General features: G+C 63.8%; 17 protein-coding genes. 5 read left to right on the top strand and 12 right to left on the bottom strand.

The window, feature by feature from the left end; all coding sequences use genetic code 11:
* Positions 1–265 precede the first annotated feature (265 nt).
* Both ACSZOQ_RS12580 and proC read left to right on the top strand, forming a co-directional pair.
* Positions 266–766: a YbjN domain-containing protein gene (locus ACSZOQ_RS12580; RefSeq protein ID WP_439922841.1), complete on the top strand. Its 501-nt coding sequence runs from the start codon at positions 266–268 to the stop codon at positions 764–766.
* Positions 767–948: 182 nt separating this feature from the next.
* Positions 949–1,779, top strand: a complete 831-nt coding sequence (gene proC / locus ACSZOQ_RS12585; RefSeq protein ID WP_439922842.1) for a pyrroline-5-carboxylate reductase — start codon at positions 949–951, stop codon at positions 1,777–1,779.
* An 80-nt stretch (positions 1,780–1,859) separates the two neighbouring features.
* Here proC and ACSZOQ_RS12590 read toward each other — a convergent pair whose 3' ends face one another.
* The 3 genes from ACSZOQ_RS12590 to pdhA are packed head-to-tail and all read right to left on the bottom strand — an operon-like array spanning position 1,860 to position 5,055.
* Positions 1,860–2,963 carry a dihydrolipoamide acetyltransferase family protein gene (locus ACSZOQ_RS12590; RefSeq protein WP_439922843.1) on the bottom strand — a complete coding sequence of 368 codons (1,104 nt, stop codon included), beginning with the start codon at positions 2,961–2,963 and terminating at the stop codon, positions 1,860–1,862.
* A gap of 20 nt (positions 2,964–2,983) precedes the next feature.
* On the bottom strand, positions 2,984–3,964 hold the full coding sequence (locus ACSZOQ_RS12595) for an alpha-ketoacid dehydrogenase subunit beta (protein WP_439922844.1): 981 nt from the start codon (positions 3,962–3,964) through the stop codon (positions 2,984–2,986).
* A complete protein-coding gene (gene pdhA / locus ACSZOQ_RS12600; RefSeq protein ID WP_439922845.1) occupies positions 3,964–5,055 on the bottom strand; it encodes a pyruvate dehydrogenase (acetyl-transferring) E1 component subunit alpha in 1,092 nt (363 codons plus the stop codon). The genes ACSZOQ_RS12595 and pdhA overlap by 1 nt, the downstream gene beginning before the upstream one ends.
* 147 nt (positions 5,056–5,202) lie before the next feature.
* Here pdhA and amaB point away from each other — a divergent pair, with 147 nt between their 5' ends.
* A complete protein-coding gene (amaB, locus tag ACSZOQ_RS12605) occupies positions 5,203–6,771 on the top strand; it encodes an L-piperidine-6-carboxylate dehydrogenase (RefSeq protein WP_439926039.1) in 1,569 nt (522 codons plus the stop codon).
* Positions 6,772–6,896: 125 nt separating this feature from the next.
* Here amaB and rocD read toward each other — a convergent pair whose 3' ends face one another.
* Positions 6,897–8,114 (bottom strand): ornithine--oxo-acid transaminase, encoded by a 1,218-nt coding sequence (rocD, locus tag ACSZOQ_RS12610; RefSeq protein ID WP_439922846.1) that lies wholly within the window; start codon positions 8,112–8,114, stop codon positions 6,897–6,899.
* Between the two features lie 328 nt (positions 8,115–8,442).
* Here rocD and ACSZOQ_RS12615 point away from each other — a divergent pair, with 328 nt between their 5' ends.
* Positions 8,443–8,913, top strand: a complete 471-nt coding sequence (locus ACSZOQ_RS12615; RefSeq protein WP_439922847.1) for an aminoacyl-tRNA deacylase — start codon at positions 8,443–8,445, stop codon at positions 8,911–8,913.
* Between the two features lie 98 nt (positions 8,914–9,011).
* On the opposite strand, the gene ACSZOQ_RS12620 is transcribed toward ACSZOQ_RS12615, so the two are convergent.
* The 3 genes from ACSZOQ_RS12620 to ACSZOQ_RS12630 are packed head-to-tail and all read right to left on the bottom strand — an operon-like array spanning position 9,012 to position 11,681.
* Positions 9,012–10,400, bottom strand: coding sequence for an ATP-binding protein (locus tag ACSZOQ_RS12620; RefSeq protein ID WP_439922848.1), 1,389 nt, complete (start codon positions 10,398–10,400; stop codon positions 9,012–9,014).
* A 10-nt stretch (positions 10,401–10,410) separates the two neighbouring features.
* Positions 10,411–11,139 (bottom strand): response regulator, encoded by a 729-nt coding sequence (locus ACSZOQ_RS12625; RefSeq protein ID WP_439922849.1) that lies wholly within the window; start codon positions 11,137–11,139, stop codon positions 10,411–10,413.
* The gene (locus ACSZOQ_RS12630; RefSeq protein ID WP_439922850.1) at positions 11,136–11,681 is read right to left on the bottom strand and encodes a MarR family winged helix-turn-helix transcriptional regulator; all 546 of its coding nucleotides are present in this window, start codon (positions 11,679–11,681) and stop codon (positions 11,136–11,138) included. Before ACSZOQ_RS12630 ends, ACSZOQ_RS12625 begins: the two co-directional genes overlap by 4 nt.
* A 438-nt stretch (positions 11,682–12,119) precedes the next feature.
* On the opposite strand from ACSZOQ_RS12630, the gene ACSZOQ_RS12635 reads away from it, so the two are divergent.
* Positions 12,120–13,232 (top strand): branched-chain amino acid aminotransferase, encoded by a 1,113-nt coding sequence (locus tag ACSZOQ_RS12635; protein WP_439922851.1) that lies wholly within the window; start codon positions 12,120–12,122, stop codon positions 13,230–13,232.
* A gap of 15 nt (positions 13,233–13,247) precedes the next feature.
* Here ACSZOQ_RS12635 and ACSZOQ_RS12640 read toward each other — a convergent pair whose 3' ends face one another.
* The 5 genes from ACSZOQ_RS12640 to pgsA all read right to left on the bottom strand — a co-directional run bounded on the left by ACSZOQ_RS12640 (position 13,248) and on the right by pgsA (position 17,235).
* On the bottom strand, positions 13,248–14,666 hold the full coding sequence (locus ACSZOQ_RS12640; protein ID WP_439922852.1) for an MATE family efflux transporter: 1,419 nt from the start codon (positions 14,664–14,666) through the stop codon (positions 13,248–13,250).
* 158 nt (positions 14,667–14,824) lie between these two features.
* The gene (prmB, locus tag ACSZOQ_RS12645; protein ID WP_439922853.1) at positions 14,825–15,868 is read right to left on the bottom strand and encodes a 50S ribosomal protein L3 N(5)-glutamine methyltransferase; all 1,044 of its coding nucleotides are present in this window, start codon (positions 15,866–15,868) and stop codon (positions 14,825–14,827) included.
* Complete coding sequence (locus ACSZOQ_RS12650; RefSeq protein ID WP_439922854.1) at positions 15,868–16,347, bottom strand: molybdenum cofactor biosynthesis protein MoaE; 480 nt, start codon at positions 16,345–16,347, stop codon at positions 15,868–15,870. Before ACSZOQ_RS12650 ends, prmB begins: the two co-directional genes overlap by 1 nt.
* Before the next feature lie 22 nt (positions 16,348–16,369).
* Complete coding sequence (moaD, locus tag ACSZOQ_RS12655; protein WP_439922855.1) at positions 16,370–16,621, bottom strand: molybdopterin converting factor subunit 1; 252 nt, start codon at positions 16,619–16,621, stop codon at positions 16,370–16,372.
* Complete coding sequence (pgsA, locus tag ACSZOQ_RS12660; RefSeq protein WP_439922856.1) at positions 16,618–17,235, bottom strand: CDP-diacylglycerol--glycerol-3-phosphate 3-phosphatidyltransferase; 618 nt, start codon at positions 17,233–17,235, stop codon at positions 16,618–16,620. Before pgsA ends, moaD begins: the two co-directional genes overlap by 4 nt.
* Positions 17,236–17,241 lie beyond the last annotated feature (6 nt).

Genomic DNA, 17,241 nt, shown 5'->3' on the forward strand with positions numbered 1-17,241 from the left:
CGCGAATCCGATTCTGTTTTGTTCACGGCGCGAGCCGTATCGCCGTTTGATCAGTTGTGGACGACGCGCGCTTTGCCTGTGGACGGACTCCGGGCGGCGTTGCGCCGATTCAGCAAATCACATCAGTTGATCCGCGCGGGACATCATCCTCATTCGATCCGCGCGATTGATGGATCGTCCGGGAGATCGATGTCCGCGGCGTGCCAGCACCGGCCGTCCTATGCGTGCGTATCAAACACAAGCAAACAGCAAGGATCGGGACGGCATGTCGCTGCTCGAAGGCGTTATCGATTCCAAAAACAACCCGCTGGCGGTGGTGGAGGATATTGCCGCCACCAACGACTGGGCGTTCGAGCGTTCCGGCGAAGACGAGATCACCATCGTCTCGAAGGGCAGCTGGACCGATTATCAAATCACCTTCACCTGGATGGGCGAGATCGAGGCGCTGCATCTGGCCTGCGCCTTCGACATGAAGATTCCGGTGGCCCGCCGCGGCGAGGCCCAGCGCGTCATCGCAGCGATCAACGAGCAATTGTGGATCGGCCATTTCGACATCTGGACCCAGACCGGCACGATCATGTACCGCCATGCGCTCGTCCTTCCCGAGGGGCTGATCGCGTCGAACGCACAATGCAAGGATATGCTCGCCGGCGCGATCCATGCCTGCGAACGCTATTATCCGGCACTGCAATTCGTGGTCTGGGCCGGCAAGACCGCGGCCGAGGCGATGACCGCCGCGATGTTCGACACCCAGGGCGAGGCGTAACCTCTCACGCAATTTCCGCGCAATTCCGTCGGTGTCATGGCCGGGCTTGACCCGGCCATCTATCCTCTTGCAAATCATTTCTGAAATGATGGATCGCCAGGACATCTGTGCGAAGACGTGCTTCGCACCTTTAGCCCGGCGATTTTGGTGTGTCGTCCATTCGCCGAGCCTGGAACATTGTCATGGCTGAACCACAGACTCCGCTCGCAAACATCTCCGGCACCGTCGTTCTCGCCGGTGCGGGGAAGATGGGCGGCGCGTTGCTGACCGGATGGCTCGCGCGAGGACTGAATCCGAAGCGTGTCGCCGTGATCGAGCCTCATCCCTCCGACGATATCCGCGCGGTCGCCGCCACAGGCGTGCGATTGAACCCCGCAGCAAAGGATGCAGGCGCGGTCGCGGCGCTCGTGCTCGCAGTCAAGCCGCAAACGTTTGGCAACGCCGGCCCGGCATTGCGCCCGCTGATCGGGCCGTCGACCCTGGTGGTGTCGATCATGGCGGGCACGACGATTGCCGTGCTTGACGCGGTCTGCGGCGGCAACATCGTCCGCGCGATGCCCAATACGCCGGCCGCGATCGGCCGCGGCATCACCGTGGCGGTCGCCGCCAAGGGCGTGAACGAGGAGCAGCGCGCCACGGCCGACGCGCTACTGCGCGCCACCGGGGCAGTAGAATGGATCGATGACGAAGCGCTGATGGACGCCGTCACAGCGGTCTCGGGATCGGGACCGGCCTACGTCTTTCTGCTCGCCGAGGAATTGGCGCGTGCCGGCGTCACAGCCGGCCTGCCTGCAGATCTTGCCGCGAGACTGGCTCGCGAGACCGTCGCCGGTTCAGGCGAACTGCTGCACCGATCCGATCTCGACGCCGCGACGTTGCGCCAGAACGTCACTTCGCCCGGCGGCACTACGGCTGCCGCACTCAGCGTGCTGATGGGTGAGAACGGCATGAAAGAGCTGATGACGCGCGCGGTCGCGGCCGCGGCGGCGCGATCGCGGGAGCTGGCAAAGTAATTCTCTCTATTCACGTGTAGAAGCAGCTCTCTCGGATAGCAGAACCATATTTAGGACCCTGCGAACTCAATCCGTGATGCTTATGCAGAGCGCTCGAGATCCGTCTTCAGCGCCATCAGGAAGCGCGCGGCCTCGCCGCCCGTAACCACGCGATGGTCGAACGAAAGCGACAATGGCAGCATGCGACGCACCGCCGGCTGGCCGTGATGCGCCACCACGTGCTGGGCGATGCGTCCGGCACCGACGATGGCCACCTGCGGCGGCACTACAACGAGGCTCGCGAAGCGGCCGCCGATCATGCCGAAATTCGACAACGTGATGGTGGCGCCGCGCAACTCCTCCGGCGGAATCCGCCGCGCGACCGCATCAGCGCGCAGCCGGTCGAGCCCGGCGCGCAAGTCATGTGCATCGCGCGCAGCGACGTTGCGCACAATCGGCACGATCAGCCCACCTTCGGTGTCGATCGCGATTCCAATATCGACGCGCGCGATCTGACGCCGTTCGCCGGCACGGGAATCGTACCAGGCATTGAGCGCGGGCTCGGCCTTGCACGCCGCTGCAATGGCTCGCATCAGGCGGATCGTGGCGTCCTCGCCCTTACGCCACTCCTCTATGTCGGCGTCGTCCGTGACGGTGGCGGGAACAACCTCGGCATGGGCCGCGGTCATGCGCTGCGCCATCGCGCGCCGCATTCCACGCAAGCCTTCCGCCGGTCCAGCCTCGGCGAGGCTGCGCGCCGCGCGTTCGACATCCGCCCGCGTGATGGTACTATCGGGACCGGTCGGCTGAATCGTGTTGAGATCGACATCGAGTTTTTGGGCGAGCGCACGTACCGCCGGCACGGCTTGGGCCGTGCCTCGCCGCGCCGGCGCAACCGGCGCGATGACCTCCGCGCCGTGCTCTTCGCCACTCTGAAGCTGCCCGACGATAGTGCCGGTATCCTGTTCGGCATCGCCGGCAAATTCCACCAGCGGCGCGCCGACCTTTACCAGGTCGCCATTCGCCGCGCATAATCGCGCGATGCGGCCACTCCAGGGCGATGGCACTTCAACCACCGCCTTGTCGGTCTCGACCGACAGCAGCGGCTGGTCGGTGACCACGTGATCACCCTCGTTGACATGCCAGGCGACGACCTCAGCCTCCTCGAGCCCCTCGCCCAGATCGGGCAATGTGAACTGCTGCATTTGCCGTCGCTCCGCTCACGTCAATTGAACCGGCACGCCGCCCGCCCGGCAGCGACGATGCGGCCGACCGACGGAATGTAATGCTGTTCGAGCCGCAGGAGCGGCATCACCGTATCATAGCCGGTGACGCGCGCGATCGGCGCCAGCAGTGATATCAACCCGCGTTCGGCGATCACCGCGGCGATCTCGCCGCCGAAGCCGCCGGTGCGCGCGGCCTCATGCACGATCACACAGCGTCCGGTGCGCGCCACCGACGCAAGCACGGTATCTTCGTCAAATGGTTTCAGTGTCGCGAGGTCGATCACCTCGGCGCTGATGCCTTCGGTGTCCAGCGTATCGGCGGCCGCGAGCGTCTCGCGCACCATCGCGCCCCAGCTGATCAGGGTGACATCGCGGCCCTCGCGGAGCACGAAAGCAGCGTCCAGCGGCAGCGCCACGCCGTCGTCATCAACCTCACCCTTGGCCGCGCGATAGATGCGGGTCGGCTCCAGAAAGATCACGGGGTCGGGATCGCGGATCGCGGCCAGCAACAATCCGTAGGCATGTTCGGGCGACGACGGGATCACCACGCGCAGACCGGGAATATGCGCGAGCATCGCCTCGGTGCTTTCGGAATGATGCTCGGGAGCGCGGATGCCGCCGCCATGCGGCACGCGCAAGACCATCGGGCAGCTGAGCCGCCCTTGCGTGCGGTTACGCAAACGCGAAGCGTGGTTCACCAGTTGATCGATACAGGGATAGATGAAGCCCATGAACTGGATCTCGCCGACCGGCTTGAGACCCTGGCTCGCCATGCCGACACACAGCCCACTGATCAATAGCTCGGCCAGTGGTGTATCGATCACGCGCGCGGGCCCGAAGCGCTGCTGCAAACCCACGGTGGCGCGGAACACGCCACCATTGACGCCGACATCCTCGCCGAACACCACCACGCCAGCATCGTCGGTCATTGCGCGCGCCAGCGCCATGTTGACGGCTTCGATCAGCGTCACTCGCGGCATCAGCAGTTCTCCTCGGCGTCCCGGCGCTGCGCGGCATAGACCGGCGGCAGCGTGGCGTAGAGATGATCGAACATGGTCTCGGGCGGTCGAGGCCCGGTCGCCAGATACCGCTCGACCGCCGTCTCGATCCGCGTTTGGCATTCGGCGACGAGCTGCTCCTCTTTCGTCTTGTCCCAGGCGCTGTGGCCGACGAGATAAGTGCGCAGCCGCCCGACCGGCTCATCCTTCCAGTGCGCCTGCACCTCCTCGGCCGGACGATAACGTGCGGCATCATCGGCAGTGGTGTGATCGCCGAGCCGATAGGTCACTGCCTCGATCAGGCGCGGACCACGGCCGTCGCGCGCAGCCGCGATGGCGTCGGCTGTCGCGGCGTGCATCGCGACCGCGTCATTGCCGTCCACTTGCTCGCCGATGAAGCCGGCAGCGATCGCCTTCTGCGCCAGCGTCGCAGCGGCGGTCTGCAAGCGCAACGGCACGGAAATGGCCCACTGATTGTTGGTGATAACGAACACCACGGGAAGCTTGTGCACGCCAGCGAAATTCATCGCTTCGGCCACGTCGCCTTTCGAGGTCGCGCCGTCGCCGAACAGGCACACCGCGACGCGCGGTTCGCGGCGCAGCTTGAACGCATAGGCGACACCGGCGGCATGGGGCGCCTGTGAGCCGACCGGTACGCAGAACGGGAAGTCGTGGGCTGGCCCAGAGAAATGATTTCCGCGCTCGTCGCCGCCCCAGAACAGCAGGATTTCTTCGAGCTTGACCCCGCGCCAGATCAACGCCGCGTTATCGCGATAGGAGGGCAGGAGTACGTCTTCGGCGCGCATCGCGCTGGCGACACCGACCGCCACCGCTTCCTGGCCAAGCGACGCCGCATATGTCCCGAGCCGCCCGGTGCGCTGCAATGCGACTGCCTTCAGGTCGAAGGCGCGCACCAGCACCATGGCGCGATAGAGCGAAACCAGAAGGTCGGCATTGGCGGCAAAAGCGGGAAGCGGTCGGATGATCGCGCCGTCAGGCGCGAGGTAGTTGCGGTATCGGACCTCGAAGCGCGCGATTACCGGAAGCTGGTTGTCCGGCCCGTTCCTGGTCATTCGGTTGTCTCCCGAGACCGTGACGCTCTCTTCTCAATAAAATAGTGTGCCGCCCGGTTCATCGCCATGGCACAGTTTCGTGAAGGGCGTGTCACGCGCCGCAGCATGTCGCCGGAATGGTCAGGTGGCTTGAAGAATTGCTTTGAAATGCCGCAACATACGCCGCCTGTCATCGGCCGTTTGAAAACCGGAGAAAGCCCCGCCGTGCTCGCCAATGAGGTTATATCCCTGCTCGATCATCTTGGCGTGGCACCCGACCGTCGGTGCGGCGAGCGTGTGGTGCGGTCGCCTCTGACCGGGGAGACCATCGCCCATGTCGGGGACGCAACTCCGCAGTGCGCAACCGAGACCGTTGTGCGGGCCGAAGCAGCGTTCCGGCAATGGCGCCTGGTCCCTTCACCGCAGCGCGGCAAACTGGTTCGCCTGCTCGGCCATGAATTACGCGCCGCCAAGGATGCACTGGGCCGCCTGGTCACCATCGAAGCCGGCAAGATCGTCTCGGAAGGTCGTGGCGAGGTGCAGGAAATGATCGACATTTGCGATTTCGCGGTCGGCCTGTCGCGACAGCTTTATGGCCTCACCATCGCCAGCGAACGGCCCAATCACCGCATGATGGAGCAATGGCATCCGCTCGGCCCGGTCGGCGTGATCACCTCGTTCAATTTCCCCGTCGCGGTGTGGTCGTGGAATGCGGCGCTGGCGCTGGTCTGCGGCAATCCGGTGATCTGGAAGCCGTCGGAGAAAACCCCGCTGACGGCGCTGGCGGTGCAGGCGCTGTTTGAACGCGCCGCTGTCAAGGTGGGCAACATCCCCGACGGCCTGTCCACGGTGCTGATCGGCGGGCGCGAGGTCGGCGAAGTCCTGGTCAACGATCCACGGGTGTCGCTGGTGTCCGCGACCGGATCGACGGCGATGGGCCGCGAGGTCGGGACGCAGCTTGCGCGGCGGTTTGCGCGCGGCATTCTCGAACTCGGCGGCAACAATGCCTCGATCGTCTGCCCGTCGGCGAACCTCGATCTGGCGCTACGGGCCATCGCCTTCGCCGCCATCGGAACCGCCGGCCAGCGCTGCACCACCCTGCGCCGGCTGTTCGTCCATGACAGCATCCATGACGGCTTCGTGGCGAAGCTGAAGCAGGTCTACGCCTCGGTCCGGATCGGCGATCCGCTTGCAGGTGACGAGGTGCTGGTCGGTCCGCTGATCGACGAAGCCGCATTCCAGAACATGCAACGCGCGCTTGGGGAGGCACGGGCGCACGGCGCGCGGGTCCACGGCGGTGAACGCGTCGACGAAAAGCCGTGTCCCGGCGCCTATTACGTCCGACCCGCATTGGTGGAAATGCCGGCGCAGACCGGGCCGGTGCTGCGCGAGACCTTCGCACCGATTCTATACGTCATGAAATACACCGACCTCGACGCGGCGATCGAGCAGCACAATGCGGTCGCTCACGGCCTGTCGTCCTCGATCTTTTCGACCGACATGCGCGAGGTTGAGACATTCCTCTCGGCGACGGGCTCCGACTGCGGCATCGCCAATGTCAATATCGGCCCTTCCGGAGCCGAGATCGGCGGTGCATTCGGCGGAGAAAAGGAAACGGGCGGCGGACGCGAGGCCGGCTCCGACGCCTGGAAAGCGTATATGCGTCGCGTTACCAGCACCGTGAACTACGGCGACGATCTCCCGCTCGCCCAGGGTGTCCGTTTCGACATCGGCTAGAGCCTTTTCGCTTCTGATGGAAATCAGAAGCGGGGCTCTATGATTTTGTTTTGACGCGTTTTCTTGACGCGAACCGGTATCCACTTCGCTCGAAAACGCTATAGCGGTCCGATTCTAGCAACGCTTTAGGGATGAGCTTCCGCGCGAGCGAATTCGTCCAGCACTTCGGCAACACGGTCCACCGCCCAATCGATCTGGGATTTCTCAATAATCAGCGGCGGCGCGAAGCGGACGGTGTTGCGGTGAGTGTCCTTGGTCAGCACGCCGGCCTGCAACAGCCGTGTCGCCACCGCGGCTGCATTGGCGAGGTCACGATCCAGCTCGACGCCGGCGAACAGTCCGCGCCCGCGCACCTCTCGAATGATCGGATTCTTGACCGCGCGGAGCCGTGCGAGCAGATGCGCGCCCAGGCGTGCGGATCGCTCAACCAACTTATCCTCTATCAACGTATCAAGCGCAGCCAACCCGACCGCGGCGGCAATCGGATTGCCGCCGAAGGTGCTGCCGTGGTCGCCGGGCGTAAACACCTGCATCACCTCGCGGCGCGCCAGAAACAGCGACACCGGCAGAAGTCCACCACCGAGCGCCTTGCCCAGAGTTACCGCATCCGGCTTCACGCCGTCATGCTCGCACGCCAGCAGCCATCCGGTACGCCCCAGCCCGGATTGAATCTCGTCGCAGATCAACAGGACGTTTTGCTCCCTGCAGATGCGCGCGACCTCGGCAAGGTAACCCGGCGGCGGCACGATGATGCCGCCCTCGCCCTGGATCGGCTCGACCAGGAACGCGGCGGTGTTCGGCGTGATCGCCGCCCGAAGCGCCGCCGCGTCGCCGAACGGCACCGACCTGAAACCGGCTGGAAATGGACCAAAGCCGTCGCGATATTGCGGCACAGACGAGAAGCCGACGATAGCTATGGTGCGGCCGTGAAAATTGCCGTCGCACACGATGATCTCGGCGCGGTCGGCCGGCACCCGCTTGACCGTGTAAGCCCATTTGCGCGCGGCCTTCAGCGCGGTCTCCACCGCCTCCGCGCCGCTGTTCATCGGCAGCGCAACATCCATTCCCGTCAACGTGCAGGCATGACCGAGAAAGGCACCAAGACGATCGTTGAAATAGGCCCGGGAGACCGTGTCCAGTTGTTGGGCCTGATCGGTGAGCGCCTGTACCAGCCGTGGATGACAATGCCCGAAGCTCGCCGCCGAATAGGCGCCCATCATATCGATGTAGCGCCGCCCGCTTTCATCCCACAGGTAGACGCCCTTGCCGCGCACGATGGTGACCGGCATCGGTGCATAGTTGTTGGCACCGAAGCGCATTTCCAGCTGAACCGAGCCATCCATGTCACTCGCTCCCTCAACTCGAACCTGTGCCGAGACCGTAGAGCATCGCGCGCTCCTACAACGGCGCGATCATTTCAATGTGGGGCCGCCAAGCGGGAAAGCTAGTGGTCCCATTTTAACATTCGTATCCCGTTTCAGCGAGTCTTCTCGCGAATGTTATCAATTCACTCCGCTAGAACCGCCTCGCAACGGATGCGACAAAACAGCTGCCGCTGTTTGATTCAACCGGCGGACAGCGGGGTCTTTTGGAGCTATACTCAATTGGCCGCCCATCGTGCGGCGCAGGCCCTCACGGTGGTCGCTGGCGTCTGACACCGGAGGCCGCACCATGTCTATCGCTCCCACACTCCAGAAATATCTGATCGCGGAAAACATCCAATACGAAGAGATTCCGCACGAACCCACCATGTCGTCCGCGCGTACCGCGCAGACATGCCATATCCCGGGCGATCGCTTGGCCAAAGCCATCGTTTTGCGTCGCGATGACGCCTACATGCTGGCCGTCATGCCCGCCTCGCATCGGCTTCGCTTGCCGGAGCTAAGGACAAGACTCGGCAGCAACGTGGATATGGCCGATGAGACTGAAATCGGCCAGCTGTTTAGCGATTGCGCGCATGGCGCGGTGCCGGCCGTCGGCAAATGCTACGGGTTGGATCTCATCGTTGACGACAGCATTAACGCGCAGCCGGAAATCTACATGGAAGCCGGTGATCACGAGACGCTGCTGCATCTCACTCAGGCGCAATTCGCGCGCCTGACGGCTAACGAGATGCACGGCCGCTTCAGCGCACACGCTTGAGTGCAGGCTGCATCGGTGACGAACGTTTTTCGGGAAGCCCTCGCCGCGTCGCGGAGCGAATTGCATACGCGCCGCGAAAGGACGGACGCCATCGATCGTTACACCGGCACCCGCACCGTCGCACGCAGACCGCCCATCGGACTGTCGCCGAGCATGATGTCACCGCCATGCGACCGCGCAATGTCGCGCGCAATGGCAAGGCCGAGACCGGAACCGCCCTCGTCCTGATTGCGCGCGCTGTCGAGCCGCAGGAACGGCTTGAAGACTTCCTCACGCATGTCGTGCGGGATACCTGGACCGTCATCGTCGACCATGACCGTGAGCCAGCGGTGATCGCGATGGCCGTTGATCGCGATGGAGTCGGCGTGGCGCGCCGCATTCGACACCAGATTGCCGAGGCAGCGCTTGAGTGCCGCCGGCTTGACTGTGACAACGGGCAGTCCGTGAAAGATGGTCGTCGCGGCGTGACCGTTGCGCTCGGCATCGCTGCGCAACTCCTCCAGCGCCGCAGCCATGTCGGTCGGTTGCGCCTGCTCACCGCTGTCGCCGCGCGCGAAGGCGAGATAGGCCTCGAGCATCCCATGCATCTCGTCGACATCCTTCCGCATGCCGTCGACTTCCGGGCTGTCGCCTATCAGCGCCAGTTCCAGCTTGAAGCGGGTCAGGATGGTACGCAAGTCATGCGACACGCCGGCCAGCATCGTGGTGCGTTGCTCGATGCTGCGCTCGATGCGCATCTTCATTTCGATGAACGCCTGCGCGGCGCGCCGGACCTCGCGCGCCCCGCGCGGACGGAAGTTCGGCGCGTCACGGCCCTTGCCAAAGCGCTCGGCGGCGTCCGCCAGCCGCAGGATCGGCTTGATCTGGTTGCGCAGGAATAGCACCGCGACGAACAACAGGATCGAGGACGTGCCCAACATCCAGAAAATGAAGATCTCCGAGTTTGACGCATAGGCAGCGCTGCGCTGCGCGAATACCCGCATCACCGCATCGTCGAGCTGGATCCTGATCTCCACCAGACTGGACCGGCCGACGGTGTCGATCCAGAACGGCTTGCCGATCTGCCTGCTGATCTGCACCGACAGCGACTGGTCGAGCAGTGAGAAGAACGGCTTCGGCCCGGGCGGCGGCATATCGCCCGACGGCAGAAAATCGACCACGAGCCCGAGCCGCTGCTGGGCGATACGCCGGATCGTCGCGCGGTCCTTGTCCTGCGGGTAGTCCTTGTAGACATCGATCAGCGCGGCGACATCCTGCACCACCGCCGCCGACAACCGCCGCGTCACCGTGTTCCAGTGCCGCTCCATGAACACGAAGGCCACCACCGATTGCAGCACCACCATCGGCACAATCATGATCAGCAGCGCGCGGGCATAGAGTCCCTTGGGCATCCAGTTCTTGAACGCCCGCCCCATCCGGCCATTGGCTACCGAGACGCGCCGGGACGCAGAGCGGATCAGCGTCAGGCCGGCATCGAGCGTGCTCATGATCGGCAGCTCAAGGCGCCGCGACCAGGCGATAGCCGACGCCGCGCACCGCCTGGAGGAATAGCGGATTGGCGGGATCGCGCTCGATCTTCCGCCGCAGCCGGTTGATCTGGACATCGACGGCGCGCTCGTTGACGGTGCCGTCGCCGTTTAGTTCGCCGCGGCGAACCGTCTCGCCGGGCGTGGCGGCGAGCACGCGCAGCATCTCGCGCTCGCGATCGGTGAGATGAATGACGTCGTCGCCCTGCCGTAGTTCGCCGCGCTCCAGATGATAGACGTAAGGCCCGAACGCGATCGATCCGGTTCGCACCGTCGGCAGCGGCATCGTGCGCTTGAGGATATTCCCGATCCGCAGCACCAGTTCGCGCGGCTCGAACGGCTTGGCGACGTAGTCGTCGGCGCCGATCTGCAGGCCCTCGATGCGGCTCTCGGCTTCGTGCCGGGCCGTCAGCATGATGATCGGCACCGAAGACGAGGCGCGGATGAAGCGGGCGAGATCGAAGCCGGTTTCGCCGGGCATCATGATGTCGAGGATCAAGAGGTCGAAATGCAGCCCGAGCAGTTTCGAGCGGGCGACCTTGGCGCTCATGGCGGTGGTGACGCGGTAACCCTCCCCCGCCAGAAAACGCGACAGCAGATCGCGGATACGCCGGTCGTCGTCGACCAGCAGCAGATGCGGGGCGTCGTCGGCCGGCCTCACCGACGGCCGCGCGATCCCCGCCGTTTGCATTACCGTCATGCCTTCACCATCTTGCCGTCGGCCCGCAGGATCGCCTCCAGCACCTTGTCGGGATCGTCGTGGTCGATCATCCCGAGCAGGAACTTGCGCACCGCCTCGGCGCCGGATGCGTCGAGGCTTTGCAGCGCCCGCACGATGCGGTCGGTCTGCAGGCCTGCGAGTTTCGCCACTAGCGCCTCGCCTTTTGCGGTGGCGAAAAGAAGGCGCTGGCGACGGTCGGCGTTCCCGGCCTTCTGCACGATATAGCCTTCATCGAGGAGCTGCTTGAGAACCCGCCCCAGCGATTGCTTGGTGATGCGCAGCACATCGAGCAGGTCCGCGACGTTAAGGCCGGGATAACGGTGGACGAAATGCATCACGCGGTGATGCGCGCGACCAAAGCCGAATTCCTCCAGCACATGATCGGGATCGCCGACGAAATCGCGATAGGCAAAGAACAGCAGCTCAATGATGTCCCAGCGCATCTCAGCGGGCTCCCCGGCCGCATCCGGCCCCGCGTTGGCCATGGCACCGCTCCGGGTCGAGAAATTTATGTCAGCCATATTGACATATCTTGGTTCCAATGTTACAAGTCTGCCACTTACAACGAAATATTATAACGCTTCGTCCGAAGCCGGCCCGATCTACGTCCTGAAAATCCAACGGCGAGACCAAGAATTCTTTCGGCCGTACAGTCGTCAGCGGCATTTCGGCCAACATACTGGACTTCGCGCCTCCCACCAAAGCGGAAACCGGCCCACGGACCGGCGGGCGAGGGCCAGGACCTGAACCGATCAGTGGAGTGAATTTGACATTCGCGACCCTCCTTGCCCCAAGGTCTGGCCGCGAATGTCAAATTCAAAAACCCCGCTGGAAAACTTGCAGTTGATAGTGGCCTTTGGTTCTAACATTTGCGAAGGCGCCTGCCGCAGAGGGATGCGAATGCTAGAATCGGACCACCAGCCCGCCATCGGGACAGCTGCAAAGCCGGGAGAAGACCCATGGGAGTTTCGCTCGATACGATCGATGGCGCGATGTCGTTGAAATTCGAGGTCCAGCCGACGGCCAATCCGACGCTCGCGACCGCGCGCGCAGAAAAGCTCGCCAACCCCGGCTTCGGGCGGGTGTTCACCGATCACATGGCAGTGGTGCGCTACAATCAGGCGAAGGGCTGGCACAACCCGCGCGTCGAATCCCGCGCCAACTTCCCGCTCGATCCCGCGACCGCCGTGCTGCACTACGCGCAGGAGATTTTCGAAGGTCTCAAGGCCTACAAGCGTGATGACGGCGGCGTGAACCTGTTCCGCCCGGACGCCAATGCGCGACGCTTCCGCAATTCGGCTGAGCGCATGGCGATGGCACCCCTCCCCGAGCCCGTGTTCATCGAAGCCATCGAGCAGCTCGTACGGATCGACCGCGCCTGGATTCCAGGCGGTGAAGGCAGCCTGTATCTGCGGCCCTTCATGATCGCGAACGAAGTCTTCCTCGGTGTGAAGCCCTCGGCGGATTACATCTTCGCCGTCATCGCCTCATCGGTCGGCTCCTATTTCAAGGGCGGCCCCGCGCCGGTCTCGATCTGGGTGTCGGAAAACTACACACGCGCGGCAGTCGGCGGCACCGGCGCCGTCAAATGCGGCGGAAACTACGCTGCCAGTCTGCGCGCGCAGGCCGAGGCCATCGATCGCGGCTGCGATCAGGTCGTTTTCCTGGACGCGGTCGAGCGCCGCTACATCGAGGAACTCGGCGGCATGAACATCTTCTTCGTGTTCGATGACGGTTCGCTCTCGACACCGCCGCTCGGCACCATCCTGCCGGGTATCACCCGCGATTCCATCATCACGCTCGCAAAGGAATCCGGTACTGGCGTGCGCGAGGAGCCCTATACAATCGACCAGTGGCGCACTGATGCCGCCAGCGGCAAGCTTCGGGAAGCATTCGCCTGTGGCACTGCCGCCGTCATTTCGCCAATCGGCAAGGTTTGCTCGGCGCACGGCGATTTCACCATCAATGGCGGCGCCGCTGGTCCCGTCGCGATGGGCTTTCGCAAGAAGCTGGTCGACATCCAGTATGGCCGCGCGGCCGACACACATAACTGGACCCGCAAGGTGCTGTGATCGGTCGCCCATTCGTTAGGCCTCGCGATACTGCATCCCCTTGAGAGGCACCAGACCGAGCCGCTCACGTCGGATCCAGCGTGACATCATCAGGATGGCTACGGCCGCGAGGCCCGACGCCAGGCCGATCCAGATGCCGATACCCCGAAATCCAAGATTGAAGGCGAACAGCAAGCTCAACGACATGCCGAAGCCCCAATAGCCAAGACCGGCATAGATCATCGGCACACGAGTATCCTGCAAGCCACGCAGCATACCGGCGCCGACCACCTGCGCACCGTCGGCAATCTGAAACACCGCCGCGCAGGTCAGAAACGACGCGGCCAGTCCAATAACCTCGGCATTCGCCGCATCGTTGACGTCGACGAATGCGCCGATCAACCATCGCGGCGCGGCAATCATCAACACGCTGGTGCTTGCCATGAAAGCAATCGCCAGCGCGAAGCACATCCATCCGGCGCGGGTGATCCCGTCCCGGTCTCCGGCACCGTAAGCGCGACCAACGCGCACCGTAGCGGCCTGCGCCAGCCCCATCGGCACCATGAAAGAGACCGACGCGATCTGAATCGCAATGGCGTGAGCCGCGATTGAGGTCGTGCCGAACCGTCCCATCAGGAACACCGCGGCATTGAACACGGTGATCTCGAAGGCGAGCGCAGCGCCGATTGGCAAACCCACACGCCACAGCATGGCGAGACGTGGCCAATCTGCGCGCCACCAGTTGCCGAACAGACGATAGCGACGAAATTTGTGACCGAAGCTCAGCACCAGCGCCAGCCCGACGAACAGGAAGGTGTTGGACAATGTGGTCGCGATGCCCGACCCGCGCAGGCCGAGTGCCGGCAGACCAAGATGACCGAACACCAGCGCCCAGTTCGCGACGATATTGAACAGGATCGCGACTGCGGTCACCGTCATTGCCCACAACGGCCGCTCCAGTGCGGCAAAGAACGAACGCAGCGCGATAAAGCCGAGCGTCGGCAGCATGCCCCACTGCAACGCGCGCACAAACACCTGGGCGTCCGCTGCAAGTTGCGGTTCCTGATCGAACAGAATGAGGATCGCTTCGGTATGCCAGAGCAGCAGCCAGCTCGGCACCGCAATCAGCACCGTCGCCCATAGTCCCTGCCGGAACGTCCGCCGCACGTCGCGGACCATATGCCGCTTGCGGCCAAACGCTTCAGCCATCATCGGCGACGTCGCAGTGACGACGCCAATGCCGAAAATCAGGATCGCGAAGTACAGATTGACGCCAAGGGTTCCGGCGGCCAACGCCGAAGGACCAACGCGGCCCAGCACGATCACATCGGTGGTGGTCAGCGCGATTTGCGCGAGGTTGGTGAGGACCAGCGGCCAGCCAAGCATCAGCGTCGCCCGGAATTCTCCGAGCCAAGCATCGCGCGACAGCGCGTTCTGGCGGGCATCAAAAAGCATGGCGGCTCGGTCATCAACACGGCAACTGGGGCAGAATGACGGTAACAGGACGACGAAACCTCCGACGGTATCGCCGGAGGCTTTCGTGCGTCGTTCGCTGGATGGCTCTTAGTTAAGTGAACAACCGCGATTTTGCCAGACCCGGAGTGATAGCGCGATCATGCCGCGCCGAGCGGGTGTCGTGCGGGCACAAGGTCCGCAAGCGTCGCGGCATCGATCCAGAACACCTCGCCCTCGGACTCCTCGGTATCGAGCCAGAGCAAATCCGCGCGCGGATAAGCTTTCTCGATCGCCGGCTTGCAGCGGCCGACCTCGCACAACAGACCGCCGCCGGATGTGAGATGAGTTTTGGTGCCGTCGATGATTCGTCGCACCAGATCAATACCGTCGGCGCCGCCGTCGAACGCCATCCGCGGCTCGGCAAGGCACTCGCGCGGCAGACCCGCCATTCCTTGTGCGTCGACATAGGGCGGGTTTGAGATGATGAGATCGTAGCGCTTACCCCTGACGGCTGCGAACAGGTCGCCCTGTGCAAGTTGAATGCGATCTTCGAGGCCGTGCTCGCGCACATTGCGCGAAGCAACCGCAAGCGCGTCCGACGACAGGTCGGCGGCATCGATCGTCGCATTCGGAAATGCGCGCGCGGCCAGAATGGCAAGGCATCCCGAGCCAGTACAGAGATCGAGCACGCTGGTCACGGTTGCGGAATCGCGCAGGCGCAGCACATCGTCGTCGCCGAAATGTGAGTCCAGGATTTCACCGATGAACGAGCGTGGCACGATCACGCGGTCGTCGACATAGAACGGGAGGCCACGCATATACATCCTGTTGACGAGGTAGGCGGCGGGCTTGCGGGTTGCGATGCGCTGCTCGATCCAGCCGAGGATGCGCCGGCCTGCCGCCTTCGGCACCCGCCGCGCGGCGTTTGGTTCCACCTCGTCCGGATGCAGGCGCATGGCCTCTCCGACCAGGAAGGCGGCCTCGGCCACCGGATCGGTGGTACCGTGGGCAAAGGCGACGCGGGCGCGCTTGAGCCTTGTGGCTGCGAAGCGGACATAGTCGAAAATCGTCACGAGTTCGGAAGCTGCGTTCGCGGCGGAGGGGTTTGCAGCTTTGGCTGCAGCCGGCGTCGGCCGGCGTTTTTTGACTAAGCTGCGGGTCGCGATTTTCGATCGTCCACCGCGCACGGCGGTCTTCGCCATCAGGATTTGGCCCAGCGCGCCGCAGCGGAATCGTCGCGATCGTGGGCATCCACCCAGCTGGACCCAGCGGCACCCTCCTCGCGTTTCCAGAACGGCGCCTGCGTCTTGAGATAGTCCATCAGGAATTCCGCGCCCTGAAATGCTGCTTCGCGGTGCGACGATGCTGTGACCACGAGAACGATGTTCTCGCCCGGTACGATCCGCCCGTGCCGATGAATGATGGTGATGCCCGTGAGGGGCCAGCGCGAGAGCGCCTCCTCGGCATGACGCGCGATCTCGGCCTCCGCCATACCGGGATAGTGTTCCAGCATCAGCGCGGCGATCGCGTCGCCACCCTCACCGCCAGCCTGGTCGCTTCTGCAGATACCGCTGAAGCTTACGACCGCGCCGATGTCGGTGCGGCCGCGCGACAGCGCCGCGACTTCGCGCGCAACGTCGAAGTCCTCTTCCTGCAGGCGAATGGTGACGGGAACGGTCATGGACGACGCCGATGTTGACAGATCAGCCGCCGGTCATCGGCGGAAAGAAGGCAATTTCGCGCGCACCTGCGATCGCCGTGTCCTGCTTGACGTGCATCCGATCGATCGCGGCGCGGATCACGTTCGGTTTGTCGAACGCATGGGCGTATTCATCCCCCCGCTGCGACAACCATGCGATCAGATCGGCGACCGTCGCGACGGCCGGCGGCGGATCGAGCGCCTCCTCGGCCTTGCCGACCCGTTCGCGCACCCAGGCGAAATATAGCACCTTCATTTTTCATCCTCCTCGATGAGGTGGTGAATACCGGCCTGAAAATAGTCCCAACCGGTATAGATGGTGAAGATCGCCGAAACCCACAACAGCAGAAGCCCGATCTGGGTCACGAACGGAAATATCAGATCGCCCGCCTCGCCCGCCAGCAGGAAACCGATCGCGACCAGTTGCACCGTTGTCTTCCACTTCGCAACCTTGGTCACGGGCACGCTGACGCGCAGGGCCGCCAGATATTCGCGAAGGCCCGATACGAGAATCTCGCGGCACAGGATCACGATCGCCGCCCACAGCGTCCAGCCATGGATGATGCCGTCCGCCGCCAGCATCAGCAGACATGAGGCAACCAGGAGCTTGTCGGCGATCGGATCGAGCATCTTGCCGAAGGCGGACTGCTGATCCCAGATTCGCGCATAATAGCCGTCGAGGAAGTCCGTGACGCCGGCCGCGATGAACACGCCCAGCGCCACCCAGCGCAGTCGCAACGGCCCGTCCATGATCGATTGCGCATAGACGCAGCCCACCACCACCGGGATCGCGGCGATCCGGGCATAGGTGAGAATATTCGGAAGCGACAGCATGTGCCTCGCGGTCGCCTGGCTGGTTGCAGTGTTCATTTCGTC

The organism is Nitrobacter sp. JJSN (assembly GCF_051912485.1).
Taxonomy (GTDB): Bacteria; Pseudomonadota; Alphaproteobacteria; order Rhizobiales; family Xanthobacteraceae; genus Nitrobacter.